13 protein-coding genes and 1 tRNA gene are annotated in these 12,429 nt (G+C 63.8%); 6 read left to right on the top strand and 8 right to left on the bottom strand.

Going from position 1 to position 12,429, the window contains the following annotated elements:
• Window positions 1-5: 5 nt before the first annotated feature.
• Together AC1DEL_RS05275 and AC1DEL_RS05270 are read right to left on the bottom strand one after the other, a co-directional pair.
• Window positions 6-785, bottom strand: a complete 780-nt coding sequence (locus AC1DEL_RS05275; protein ID WP_092290276.1) for a PP2C family protein-serine/threonine phosphatase — start codon at window positions 783-785, stop codon at window positions 6-8.
• A gap of 103 nt (window positions 786-888) precedes the next feature.
• Window positions 889-1,179 carry a hypothetical protein gene (locus AC1DEL_RS05270; RefSeq protein ID WP_092290275.1) on the bottom strand — a complete coding sequence of 97 codons (291 nt, stop codon included), beginning with the start codon at window positions 1,177-1,179 and terminating at the stop codon, window positions 889-891.
• Between the two features lie 409 nt (window positions 1,180-1,588).
• Between AC1DEL_RS05270 and AC1DEL_RS05265 the strand changes: the two genes are divergently transcribed.
• From AC1DEL_RS05265 to AC1DEL_RS05245, 5 genes are all read left to right on the top strand, one after another.
• Window positions 1,589-2,050 carry a lecithin retinol acyltransferase family protein gene (locus tag AC1DEL_RS05265; protein ID WP_454757204.1) on the top strand — a complete coding sequence of 154 codons (462 nt, stop codon included), beginning with the start codon at window positions 1,589-1,591 and terminating at the stop codon, window positions 2,048-2,050.
• Window positions 2,051-2,306: 256 nt separating this feature from the next.
• Window positions 2,307-2,381 (top strand) — tRNA-Arg (locus tag AC1DEL_RS05260).
• 166 nt (window positions 2,382-2,547) lie between these two features.
• The gene (locus AC1DEL_RS05255; protein ID WP_477125488.1) at window positions 2,548-3,768 is read left to right on the top strand and encodes a tyrosine-type recombinase/integrase; all 1,221 of its coding nucleotides are present in this window, start codon (window positions 2,548-2,550) and stop codon (window positions 3,766-3,768) included.
• Complete coding sequence (locus AC1DEL_RS05250; RefSeq protein WP_477125489.1) at window positions 3,765-5,618, top strand: AAA family ATPase; 1,854 nt, start codon at window positions 3,765-3,767, stop codon at window positions 5,616-5,618. Before AC1DEL_RS05255 ends, AC1DEL_RS05250 begins: the two co-directional genes overlap by 4 nt.
• Window positions 5,619-5,896: 278 nt before the next feature.
• Entirely contained in the window at window positions 5,897-6,526 is a 630-nt protein-coding gene (locus AC1DEL_RS05245) for a hypothetical protein (RefSeq protein ID WP_477125490.1), read from the top strand.
• A gap of 8 nt (window positions 6,527-6,534) precedes the next feature.
• On the opposite strand, the gene AC1DEL_RS05240 is transcribed toward AC1DEL_RS05245, so the two are convergent.
• Window positions 6,535-8,319 carry a DNA cytosine methyltransferase gene (locus AC1DEL_RS05240; protein WP_477125491.1) on the bottom strand — a complete coding sequence of 595 codons (1,785 nt, stop codon included), beginning with the start codon at window positions 8,317-8,319 and terminating at the stop codon, window positions 6,535-6,537.
• A 173-nt stretch (window positions 8,320-8,492) separates the two neighbouring features.
• Between AC1DEL_RS05240 and AC1DEL_RS05235 the strand changes: the two genes are divergently transcribed.
• Complete coding sequence (locus AC1DEL_RS05235; RefSeq protein ID WP_477109884.1) at window positions 8,493-8,765, top strand: hypothetical protein; 273 nt, start codon at window positions 8,493-8,495, stop codon at window positions 8,763-8,765.
• 23 nt (window positions 8,766-8,788) lie between these two features.
• Here AC1DEL_RS05235 and AC1DEL_RS05230 read toward each other — a convergent pair whose 3' ends face one another.
• From AC1DEL_RS05230 to AC1DEL_RS05210, 5 genes are read right to left on the bottom strand one after another with little or no spacing between them, the layout of a single operon-like run.
• The gene (locus AC1DEL_RS05230; RefSeq protein ID WP_477125492.1) at window positions 8,789-9,373 is read right to left on the bottom strand and encodes a hypothetical protein; all 585 of its coding nucleotides are present in this window, start codon (window positions 9,371-9,373) and stop codon (window positions 8,789-8,791) included.
• Window positions 9,370-9,504 (bottom strand): hypothetical protein, encoded by a 135-nt coding sequence (locus AC1DEL_RS05225; protein WP_477125493.1) that lies wholly within the window; start codon window positions 9,502-9,504, stop codon window positions 9,370-9,372. Before AC1DEL_RS05225 ends, AC1DEL_RS05230 begins: the two co-directional genes overlap by 4 nt.
• Window positions 9,504-9,707, bottom strand: a complete 204-nt coding sequence (locus AC1DEL_RS05220; RefSeq protein WP_477125494.1) for a helix-turn-helix transcriptional regulator — start codon at window positions 9,705-9,707, stop codon at window positions 9,504-9,506. The genes AC1DEL_RS05225 and AC1DEL_RS05220 overlap by 1 nt, the downstream gene beginning before the upstream one ends.
• On the bottom strand, window positions 9,704-11,446 hold the full coding sequence (locus AC1DEL_RS05215; protein ID WP_477125495.1) for an AAA family ATPase: 1,743 nt from the start codon (window positions 11,444-11,446) through the stop codon (window positions 9,704-9,706). The genes AC1DEL_RS05220 and AC1DEL_RS05215 overlap by 4 nt, the downstream gene beginning before the upstream one ends.
• A gap of 5 nt (window positions 11,447-11,451) precedes the next feature.
• The gene (locus AC1DEL_RS05210; protein WP_477125496.1) at window positions 11,452-12,336 is read right to left on the bottom strand and encodes a DNA translocase FtsK; all 885 of its coding nucleotides are present in this window, start codon (window positions 12,334-12,336) and stop codon (window positions 11,452-11,454) included.
• Window positions 12,337-12,429: the final 93 nt, after the last annotated feature.

Below are 12,429 nucleotides of genomic sequence, written 5' to 3'. Positions count from 1 at the left end.
TTCGCTCAGACTTCCGGATTGAGCAGCGTCATGTCGGAGCCGCCGCCGATGTCCTCGGCGCGCAGTACGACAACCGACACGTTGTCGTGCCCGCCATTCACCAGCGCGCGCTGCACCAACTCGTTGGCCGCCGCCGCGCAGTCCCCCGCGCTGGCTGCCAGCACCGCCGCGATGCCGGCATCCTCCACCTCGTTGCTCAGGCCGTCGCTGCAGAGCAGGAACATATCGCCATCGCCCACCTCTAGCGTCAGCACGTCGAGGTCGAGCCGGGTGGCGGCGCCCACGGCGCGCGTGATGGTGTTGTGGGCGGGATGGTGCTTGGCTTCCTCGGCCGTGATCAGCCCCCGGGCGCGCAGCCGCTCCACCTGGCTGTGGTCGCGCGTGAGCTGTTTCAGATGGCCGGCCCGGAAAAGATAGAGCCGGCTGTCGCCGGCCCAGAGGCACCCGCATCGCCGCTCGCAGGCCAGCATCGCCACGACGGTGCTGCCGATCACCCGGACCTTCATCCGCACGGCTTCGTCGATCAGCGCCTGGTTCACGGTCAGCAGCGTCGTGCGGGCGTCGTCCAGCGCGCCATCGAGGCTGCCGGGCGGCCCCAGGCCGGAGAGGGCTTGGACGATGGCCCGGCTGGCGAAGTCCCCCACGGCATGGCCGCCCATGCCGTCGGCCACCGCCCAGATGCCGCGTTCGGTCAGGTCCAGGCAGGCGTCCTCGTTGCGTTCCCGCACCCGGCCGACGTCCGTGGCGGCGGCCGAGCTCCAGCGGAATTCCGTTGCGCAGGTCACGGTGTGCTCCGGCGCGGAAGAAAGCGGCTCCGCGCAAGCGCCGCCCCCCGGGGCAGCATCAAAGGGTGGCCGGTGGGAGTGCCCCCCGGCTACCGGGCAGGACTCAGATCAACCGACCCTTGTTCCGGGCGTCCAGCGCGGCGTCCACGGTGATGGTCGAATTGGGCGCGTTGTTCTGGACGTCGATGTTCTGGAACTGGTTGTTCATCTGATCAGCATAGAAGCTGTAGTTGATCTCGTAAAAGTTCACGACTGGAGACGCGCTCGGGCGGGAGGCCACGTAGGGCTGGATCCAGCCGAACACCCACGGCGCGCCGCCGCCGCGAATGCAGGACATGGCGCGGAAATCCAACACGTGGTGGGTGTCGAGGTCCTTGACGATGAGGGTGGCCATGATGGTCTCCAGAGTCGGGGGGCGGCGGGTGGCGCCATGCCTGTATAGAGCAATCGGTGTGCCACAGGGGCTTTGTGATGCCGGGGGCGCATGGCGGGCGCGACGTGGCGTCGGGACGGCCTGCGGCGTTGGCACCGGCCCAACACCGGGCACGAGGGGTGTCGGCTGGCACCCGCCACAGCTATCCGGCTCTGGATGGGCAAGGTGGAAGCTCGGTTGATGGCCGCCAGCCAACACATCGCTCACAAAACTGTTGGATGGCCGCGCACGGTTTCTGGCCGGGAAGGGGTGCCGATCGCCCGCAACCCCTTGTCCTGCCGTGGTTCGATGGCATTGGCACGCTTGATGCGGTTGGTTGGCATCGACACAGCACTGGCTGCCTCCCACCGACACCGAACCGAGAACCGCCATGAACACCCAAAACCAACAACAAGACGACTACCTGCCCGGCGCCCATCTAGTTACGGAACGCAACGGCTACGTCCATCATGGCATCTACGCCGGCAACGGCCGCGTCATCCACTACGCAGGCTTCTGCCACGCCCTGCACGCCGCCCCGGTCGAGGAAACCTCGCTCGCCCAGTTCGCCCACGGTCACACAGTGGCGGTGAAGGTTGAACCCTGCGCCCGCTACCTCGGCATGGAAGCCGTCGCCCGTGCCCGCACCCGCCTCGGCGAAGACCACTACCACCTGCTGACCAACAACTGCGAACACTTCTGCACCTGGTGCCTGCTCGGCCAGGCCCGCAGCGAACAGGTGGACGCCTGCCTGCGCCAGCCCCGTGCCGCCGTCCACACCGTCCTGTCGATGGTGCGCGCCCTGCTGGCATCGATCGGCACCGGTACCGGCACCGGCCTGACCGCCGCCTGAGCGGACCATCCAACCAACAGGGAGCAAGCCATGAGCGGACTGATCGATTGGGTAGGCTGCGAAAGCCGCCAGGCAAGGGCCTGCCACCGGCGCGCCGCCCGAGCCACCGCCAGCGGACGGCGTGACCAGCAAGGCGCGCGCCGTCGAACCAGCACCCGCCGCCGGCCATGGGCCGAACTTGCCGAGTTTGCTATACTCCGCCCCGTCTTCCGGCTCGGCCGGCCCATGGCGGCTGGCGCACCGTGCAGACGGTCCGCTCGCCGTAGTTCAATGGATAGAACGAGCGCCTCCTAAGCGCTAGATACAGGTTCGATTCCTGTCGGCGGGACCATAATCAAGTCCGCAGCAGTTCTCCAAAGTCCTCCGCTCCGCGATAAATCAAGCCTTCCCGGCCTTTCGACGTTCGTCAAAGTTCGTGGCGAATCGTTGGCATCCGGCATTTTTCGAGGCATCATTCGTGGCACCAGTAATGCCACGATTTTCGGTGCCACGAAAAAATGCCTATCCGCGTCGAGCCCCTCTCCGACACCAAACTCCGTAACGCCAAAGCAAAAGAGAAGCCGTACAAGCTGGCGGACGGTGGTGGCCTGTTTCTAGAGGTAATGCCCGACGGCCGCAAGCTGTGGCGCTTTCGATATTTCAGGCCATCGGGTAGCGAGAATCGGCTCGGGTTCGGCGTGTACCCCGAAGTCACCCTGGCCCAGGCGCGCGCGCAGCGCGATTCGGCCCGCACCCTACTGGCCGCCGGCACCGACCCCGGCACTGCCAAACAGGATCAGCGCCTTGCGGCCAAGATCGCCGCCGGCAATTCCTTCGAGGCCGTCGCCCGTGACTGGCATGCCACCCAGAAGGAAGGCTGGAATGAGGTCTATGCCGGCAAGGTCCTCGCCTCGCTCGAGAACGACGTCTTCCCTGTCATGGGCAGTACGCCCATCTCCGACATCCGCGCGCCGGCCATCCTGGCCCTGCTGAAGACGGTCGAGGCGCGCGGCGTCCGCGACACCACGAAACGCGTGCTGCAGCGCATGCGCGCCGTGTTCCAGTACGGTATCGTCTATGGCCTGTGCGACCGGAACCCGGCCACCGACATAGACAGCGAGGTGGTGCTCAAGGCGGCGCCGGTCCAGCACCAGGCCAGGGTGCCGTTGGCCGAACTGCCGCAGCTGCTGCGCGACATCGATGGCTACGAGGGCGACAAGGTGACGCGCCTGGCGTTGCAGTTCATGACGCTGACGTTCGTGCGCACCACCGAAATGATCCAGGCGAAGTGGGACGAGATCGACGAGGACAAGGCCGAGTGGCTGGTGCCGGCCGAGCGCATGAAGATGCGCAACCCGCACGTGGTGCCGCTATCCACGCAGGCGCTGGACGTGTTGAAGGACCTGCGCGAAATCAATGGCCACCGCGGCTTCATCTTCTACAGCCCGCGCGGCAAGACTGGCCACATCAGCAACAACACGATGCTGTATGCGCTGTACCGGATGGGGTACCACTCGCGTATGACGGGCCATGGGTTTCGTGGGCTAGCCTCGACGGCGCTGAACGAGCTGGGATTCCGGACGGACGTCATCGAGCGCCAGCTCGCGCACGTCGAGCGTAACAAGGTGCGGGCGGCGTACAACCACGCGCAGTACTTGCCTGAGCGAAGGCAACTGATGGAGAAGTGGGGGGGGATCGTTGCCACGATGCGTCTTCAGAAAGGAAAATCTGGAAAATGATAATCGAAAAATTTCATAAACGCGAAGGCGAAGCGCGCAGCTATGGGCTGAGCGAGTTGACGATGGGCCGGCTCGGCAGGCTAGTGGCGATAGCGGGAAAAAATGGTGCAGGTAAGACTCGGCTTTTCAATTTGCTGGAACATTCGGCGAATATGCGAAGTAAACATTTATCAACGGCACAGGCCCAGCGAGGGTCGCTTGAAAACTTGAGAAAAACCTTCGTAGAAATAGAGGGGAGTCTAGTCTCTCCCTATAAAGGCCAAGTCGAGCAACTCGAATCAATGTTGCATGGCTCGACCGCCGGGATCACTGCGCGTGATGAGAGTTCTTTATTTGCGTGTTTTAGATTTGTTCCAAAATACCTCAATTTGGAAGATTCGCGAGCCGCTACTAAACATCAGATTTCTGAACGATTCCAAGCAGCTAAAAACCCGGGTGCGTTAGACGGCTTTCATTCCTATTGTCTTTATTATATTGAGCAGATCCAAGCTCGGCATTGGAATGTTACTCATCAAGGATACACCGGGGCGATCGACGAAAAGGACGAGATAATAAATGATTATGATCGTCTCGTGGAGATAGTTCGGGAGCTCTTCGGTGCCAAGTTGACGCGCAGTGTGGATGGGGACGCGTTGCTTTTCGGTAAGCCGATCTTCGATGCAGGACTGTCAGACGGTCAAAAGGTGCTGCTTCAATTTGCTGTGGGTATTCATGCACGTGCAGGTTCACTGGAAAATACAGTTTTTATACTGGATGAGCCGGAGAACCACCTTCACCCCGCAGCTGTTGTCGACGTTGTCAAGGCACTGTACGAGGCGGCCCCCTCGTCGCAAATCTGGGTCGCAACACATTCGGTGCCGCTGCTCGCATACATGAGCAGCGTTGATCCAATGTGCCTCTGGTTCATGGATGACGGGAAAATTTCTAATGCCGGAAGACGTCCGGAACTTGTGCTGGAAAGTTTGCTTGGCAATGAGGAAGGGATTGCGCAACTCGGCACCTTCACCAACTTACCTGCTGAGCTAGCCAGTGTTCGATATGCAACTGAGAGTCTACTCCCGCCTCAAGTATTAGCAGGCGGCGCAGGAGATCCTCAGGTGTCGCAGATCCAACAAGCCCTCGAGCGGGTGGGGCGTAACGGTAGGCCGCTCGCTTTGCTTGATTATGGAGCCGGAAAGGGGCGGCTTTTGGAGGGGCTAGCAGACTTACTAAGTGAACGGGGTATTGCAATTTCGGATGCAATAGATTATTTCGCATTTGACGTATTTGAAGATGATCATTTGCATTGCGCAAAAGTTGTGGCTGAATACTACGGCAAGTCGCAGAGGATATTTCATAAGGAAGACGCTTTTTTTTCCCTCAAAGATGCGGAGTCAATTGACGTAGTTGTAATGACCAACGTACTGCATGAAATTCCGCCCCGTCTTTGGCCAGGAATATTCAGTGCAGAATCCATTATCTACAGATGTCTACGTAGTGATGGCTATCTTTTGGTGGTAGAAGATCAGCGAATCCCCGTTGGGGAGAAAGCTCACGAGCATGGATTTCTCGTCCTTGACACGGTTCATCTTAAAACGCTCTTTGCTGGTACCGAGTCTGATGTCCACAGCGGCCGATTCATCGTAGATGATGCGAGAAATGATGGCCGACTCAAGGCCCACTTAATAAGCCGGGCGCTGTTGAACAATGTCACTGACGCCACAGTGAAGCGTGCAATTGAGCAGCTTCGGCGTACGTCACATCAAGAGATTCAAGCGGTACGAACGAAGGATCCATCTTACAAGAACGGGCAATTGCACGGTTTCTGGACGCAGCAGTTCGCGAATGCCTCGTTGTTCCTGGAACCGTAGTGATAAGGCTGCGTCGACCGGCCCATCCTTCCTGAGCGCCGGAAAGCGCTGAATTCCACGCCGGACCTCGCCGCAGTTGTGGACCAGCTTCCTGCCGTCTCTGAGAAGAAAATGGAGGCGCGGGAGGCCACGACATACGGACACAACACTGCTGGGTTCTTTGGAGTGGCAGCACATCTGGGAACGCCATCAAGTCGCGCATGACGTCGCGACAGTCGCCTTGGTAGCACTGGTTTGTCAGCATGCTAGGATTCCCTCCAAAAAATGGAGAACGGGTAATGCTTGACCACCTTAGGCGCGGGGCCGAGGCTTTTTTCTTGGGCGCCATGGCAGTTTTGGCGCTGACGTGTGCGGCCGTTCTATTCTGGGCCGTGTGGCCAGAAAAATGGCGCGGAGAGGGCGCGGCCTCTTGGTTCCAAGCCATTGGAGCGATTGTAGGGATCGGTATTGCAATTTATGTGCCGTGGAGGCAGCGCATTACGTTGGAGCAGGAGCGGAAGTCCGACGCGATGAAGCACCGGTTGATCGTTGTGAGGCGTCTCGTTTTGGTGGCGGCCGACTTCTTGCTGGCGTGTACCGCTTTTCGGGACGAGGCACTTTTCCCGGCGATTGGCGTTAGCAAGAAGATCGTCAATCTCCGCTCTCTCCAGTTGGTGATTGAGTCTGCGAGAGCGCTCGAGGCTATAGACCGCGAGAATGACGCTACGTCGCTGCTGTTTGCGATTCGGTCCCAAGCCAACGAAATGATCCTGAAGGTGGAACGAAGGGATATGCATGAGTTATCCCTCATTGACCTTCCGCTCCTGAGCGAAAACTGGTGGAGTTCCGCAGCAGCCCTCAGGAACGCAGCGATCGATATCCAAGCGGAGATAAATGGGCAAGCCGGTGCGCTTGGAGTCGAGGCATAAGTGGTTTCTCATGCTGCCTCCGAGACCGGAGCCACCGACAGCGCCACAGCCACAGGCCGCACCCACACCGGCGTGGCTGACAGCATGAACGTCTCGCCGGTCTCGGCCAGCAGCAGGGTGGTGCCCATCACCTCCGCAATCGCGCGCGCCGCGTCCGGAGGCACGGCGTTGCCGATGCGCTCGCGCCAGGCCTGATCGCTCAGCCCGTCCAGTTCGAGGTATTCCTCCGGCTCGATCAGCGACTGCAGCGCCGCCAGCTCAAGTGTGGTGAAAGGACGGTGCCACGTGCCGTCCAGCGCTCGGATGATCGCCACCAGCTTGTCATTCGGCGCCGGCATGCGCGGATCGGCGACGGACCAGCGCCCGTTGTCGTGGCCGGCAGCTGCTGACACGGCGCCGCTCGACTGGTCCCACGCGACCACGCCATAGTGGCCGCCGGTCAGGTAGGCGTCGCCGCGCTCGCGCCGCATGCTGGTGCGCGGGTCCGCAACGGCGAATGCTCCCTGGCCGGTCGTGCTGCCGCTGATCACCGTCCCCGTCGGCGCGTCGAAGGGCGTCACGGCATACTTGCCGAAGGTCGGGCCGGCGCGCCGTGGATCCTGTACGCACTGGCCGGTGCCATGGGCACTCGTAACGGCGCCGGCGGCTTGGTCCCATGGAACGATGCGGAATTCGTTGTTGTGCTTGGCCGGGCCGGCGTGGCGCGGGTCGGCCACGCTGAAGGTGCCTTGGCCGGGATTCGTTCCGGCCGTGATGGCGCCTGAAGCTTCTCCCCAGCGGAGAACCCCGTACTGCTGGTACTGGGCCGCGCCCGCCGCGTGCCGGGGGTCCGCCACGGAGAACGCGCCGTTGCTGGGAAGTGATTCGCCAGCGACGGCGCCGACATGCTCTTCCCAATCCAATAAGCCCAGATTGCCGTTGCGCCGCTCGGGGATGATCAGGTAATCCCTCAGGTGGCCATCCTCGACGGCGAGCTTGTTCAGGCTGCGCCAGTCGCTGCCGGCCTCCACGAACGCCAGCCGCACCCACGTCTTCCACTGCAGCGACGGGACACGGTGCATCGGCCCGCCGGCGGGATCGCCCGGGTGGGGCATGCGGCTGAGCACGGTGCCGACGCCTTGCAGGCGCCGCAGCTCGGGCTCGTACAGGAAGGCCGGCACCTTTTCCATGTGCCGCGCCACCAGGAGGAAGCGCTTCCGGCTCTGGGCCAGCCCGCCCAGCTCGCCGCAGTCGTGCGTCGTCTCGTTCACCGCGTAGCCGTAGTGCCGCAGGATCTGGGCAATCTGGTCGAGCAGGTGCCGGCCGCGCGTGGCCAGGCGCGGCACATTCTCGAAGACGATCAGCTCGACCGGATCATCCTTCCAGGCTTCGCACATCAGCCAGACGCAGCGCAGAGTCAGCTCGTTCAGCGCCTGGTATTTCGGCGTGCGGCTCAGAGTCTCCGACAGCAGGCCGGACGCGCCCTTGCACGGGGAAGAGATGAACACGCAGTGAGGCCGCTCGTGGCCGGCGGCGCGCACGATGTCGTTCGGCGTGGCCTCGCGCCAACCGGCGGGCGGCTCTGCACTGTGGAACGCGGTGTACTGTTTGCGGGTGAACAGGTCCATGACCGTGCACGGCGCGCCCACCAGGGTCTCGAAGTCGCGCGCGGCAGCCGGGTCGACGTCGATGCCACCGATGCAGCGCCAGGTGGCGACCATGTTGCCAACCTGCGAGGCGGCTTTCTTGAAGCCCTTAGCGCCGCCGCCGAGGCCGCAGCAGAAGCCGAACGTACGGTATTCGCGGCGGATCATGCGTGCACCTCGCCACCGGACAGCGTCGCACGCAGCTTCGCCAGATTGTTGACGGCCCGCGGGATATGTTGCGCGGGAGGCACATCGAAGGCTTCCGTTGTGCATACTCCCTCATTTCCGACTAACGGGTGTCGGAACGGCGTGCTAAGTTGAGAGGACTGCTGGAGACACCGATGAGCCGATCTTTGCGCTGGATTCTCGAATTGCACCGTGGCATGTATGTTCATGTCTTGGCCTTTAAGCTCCCCGACGATTGGCGTGATGCAACTGCGCCAGGGCAGAAGTGGGGCTACTTGGTGGGCGTCGGTCGAAGCAACGCGCCCACCACCGAAATGCAGTACGTCCCAGAAACCGACGACTACGACTACTTCACTCCCGAGGCGGCCGAACAGGCAGCGCTGCACTACGGGAGGCGCATCATTGACGTGATGATCGAGTGCGGCTGAATGGCGCATAGTCATTTCCGGCATCACAGTTTCCCGTTCTCGCGGTCTGCTTGGGACGCAGCGCGCAGCTCGTCCAAGCTCTTGCCGGCCCGCGTGCGCCACTCCCCGCCATGCTGCAGTGCCAGCTGAATCAGCCAGTGCAGCACGTACGCCTGCTCTTCCTCGCAGCGCTTCGGGATGTCCGTGCCGGCCGCCCGCAGCGCATGCGCGATGGGCGTGGTGGTGTAGAGCATCAGGCCGAGCACCTCAAGCAGCGCGTCGGTCGGCTCGGTCGGGTAGGGCAGCGTGCCTGGGGCATTCTCCGCAGAATTTGCGGCGATTGAAGGCGTAATCTCCGCATGCCCATCCTGGGGCGCAGCGCCCGGCGCCGTGGCTTCGAGGCTCTCACGCAGGCGTTCTCCCGCTTGGATAGCCTCGTCGCGGACCTTCTTGTTGCTTGCGGACAGGCGCAGCTCAGGATTGGCGACGGTGGTGTTGTAGAAGTCGCGCGCGACGGCGCGCAGGCGCAGCAGCTGGCGTGCCAAGGAGACGAGCGCATGGGCGTCACGCCATTTCATCGTGCCGGCCACGGCGGCCTGCTCGAGCGCATCAAGGTTCATGGTCATCATTTCTTCCGGTTCTTGAATTCTTCTTCCTTCTCAGCCATCCACCTAGCTTGGCGGCGTGCCGCCCACACGCTCGCGGCGATGTAGGCGATGGCTGCGACGACGGTAATGCCCAGTGCGGCGGTGGTGGACATCAGTGCTTCCCGCGCGAGGCCTCGATCTGCTCGTCGACCCACTGCTGCACCTCTTCCTCGACCCAGCCGCTGGCGCGGCCGAGCTTGATCGGGGAGGGGAACGTGTGGTCCTTGATGCGGCCGTAGATGGCCGTCTTGCCCAGGCCCACGCGCTCGCACACTTCGGGCAGCCGGATGATCCGGCGTTGCTGTTGGGTGTTCATGCTGCCTCCCGTACCGTGCCGACCTCGTGGTCCTCGATCCAGAACGGCGTGATGGCGTCCGGCAGGCCGGTCGGCGGTGCCTTGAGGCTCATGAACACCAGGGCGGTGTCGATCGCGCCGTCGGCGGCCAGGTCATCGAGCCACCAGAACAGCCGATCGCGCTCGGCGCCGATCAGCACGTCAGCCCGGTCCAGCACCAGCAGGCGCAGGCCCGTCAGGTGCGTGATGGCCTCGGCGATCACCGCGTCGGCGCGCCACTTCTCCGATTCGGACAGCAGGGCGTAGGGGCGGCCGCCCTCGGCGGTGATGGCCATGTCCGCTTCGATCCCGATGCGTGCCCATTCCGACAGGTTGGCCATGGCCGCCAGGCGCTCATTGATCGGGCCCAGCGCCTCGGCGAGCAGCTCGGCGGGGATGCCGCTCGGGCCGAGTGCCTCGGCCAAGGCATCCCATGCCACCACGTCGGCGTGGTGCTGCGCGGCCTGCGTGGTCTGCTCTGCCGCCTGCGCGGCGGCGCGCTGGCATGCGCGCACGTCTTCCAGCTCTTTGCCAGTCGCTGCAATGGCTGCCTGCAGATTGGCCAGCTGAGCCTCGACGGTCTTCCGCAGCTCCGCGTCATCGTCGCCGGCATCGGCCGCGGCGTCCTTGCGCAGCAGGTCGAGCTGCACTGCGGCGGCCTTCGCCCCATCGCGCTCGGCGGTGCGGCTCTTCAGCGCGTTTTCCAGCACGGTCAGGCTGCGTTCGTACTCAGGCAGGCGGCCAGCCGCTTCCGGGTCGGCCTGCGTCTGCTCGCGCAGGGCCAGCTGGCCGGCCAGGTACTGCAGCAGCACGCCGCATTCGGGGCAGGTGCACGGCATGCCAGCTACCTTGCCGCCGGCCGCCGCGCGCAGGGCTTCGACCTTGGGCAGGAAGGCATCGCGGTCGGCTTGGGCGCGGTCGACGGATTCCTGGGCCTTGGCCAGGCCGGCAGCCTTGTCGGCCAGCTCGCGGATCTTCGTGTCGCGGGCGGCGCGCTGGCGCGCGGCGGCGTCCATCTCGCCCAGCTGGCGCTGCATGTCGCCGGCCTCGGTCGACGCTTCGGCGATGTCAGCCTGCAGCTCGGAGATCGTTGCGTTCACGTCTTCGGGGGCGGGTGCGCCGGGGGGCACTGCGGCCTTCCAGTCGCCGGCCTTCACCGACCCATAAGTCTCGCCAGTGACGGCGCGCCATGCGCCCTTGGCCGCCGTGGCCTTGGTCTGGGCTTCCTTCGCCGCGGCGTCGAAGCCGGCGCGCACCAGGGGCAGCACCGCCTCGATCTTCTTGGGGTGGTAGCCACGCGCCACCAGGCGCTCGCGAACCAGTTCGGTACCGAGCTTCAGGCCCATCAGGTCGAACAGGAACGCGCGGCGTTCTTTGACCTCCAGGCGGGCGAAGCGCTGGGCATCCAGAACGTACGGCAGGCGCGGGTCAGCCTGCAGCCCGGCGGTCAGCTTGCCCGAGGGCAGGGCGATGCTGTTCGCCTGCGGGCCGGCCGACACCACGATCGAACCCGACTCGGTGCCATCGTGCAGCAGCTGGCCGTATTCCTTCTTCAGGCCCACGCGTACGCTCTCGCCGGTCAGGGCCATGCGCACGGCTTCCTGCACGCTGGACTTGCCTGCGCCGTTCGGGCCGCAGATCAGCGACACCGGCGTGGCGGGGATGATGTCGGCCGCCCGGAGGCCGAGGAAGTTGCGGGCGTGGATGGCGGTGATCTTCATGGCGCTTACCCTTCCTGGTCTTCGGTGCTCTTCAGGACCTTGCGCTGGCCGTCCGCGTCAGCCGCGCTGATGACGCCCTTGGCTTCCAGGCGCTCGACCAGACGCGCGGCGCGGTTGTAGCCGATCGTGAAGTGGCGCTGGATCTGGGTGATGGAGACGCGCTGTTTCGCGATGACGAATGCCTCGACATCGGCGTAGATCGGATCCTCTTCGGGGTGCTCGTCGTGCCAATCTTTCCAGCCCTTCACCCATTCGATGCACAGGGGGCCGGCCACAACCGGGCAGTCGCTCTCCGGCTTGCCGTCGGACGCGGCCTTGTAGCCTTCCTCGTAGGACGCATCCAGCTCTTCCTGCAGCGGTTGGTGCTCGATAGCGACGGTCTTCGCGTCGACGTCGACTACGCCGTCATCCGCTGGCGCGTCGGCGCCCGGCATGCCATCACCATCGCCGTCGGTGTACTCGCGGCCCATCTCGAACGCGCGTTGGTCGGACTCGCCGCGCACCTCGTCCATGCCGCCGGTGTACTGGCCTTCGCCGCCGCTCAACACGAGCAGCACGGCCTGGCCCTGGGCCTCGGCCAGTTCGTGCAGCGCGGCAACCGACTTCCCGATCTTGATCAGCGCCTGAGCGCCGTCCTTGATGGTGATCTTGTCCAGATCGCCCTGGACCACGGTGCGGCCGTTCGCGGCGATCAGGTGCACGGCCATCTTCACGGACGCGTCCATGCGGCTGCGCAGGCGGTCGATGATGTCGTTCTGCTTCTTCTCGGACAGCTTCACCCACGTGTCGGGCATCATCTTCATTTCCAGCACCAGGGCGGACAGCAGGTCCTTGCCGAGTGTGTTGGCGGTCATGTTCATCGTGGCTTTGAATTCGGGCGATTGGCTCATTTCGGTGTCCTGGTGTGCGTGTCTGCATTCGGGCCGCGCCTCAGCATTCGGCGGCGCGGCGCTGTTCTTCCTCCCGCGCTACAGCCGTCCGCG

The organism is Cupriavidus sp. 10L43_2, assembly GCF_056395265.1.
The sequence above is the reverse complement of the archived record's forward strand: the minus strand, read 5'-3'. Positions and strand labels throughout refer to the sequence as shown.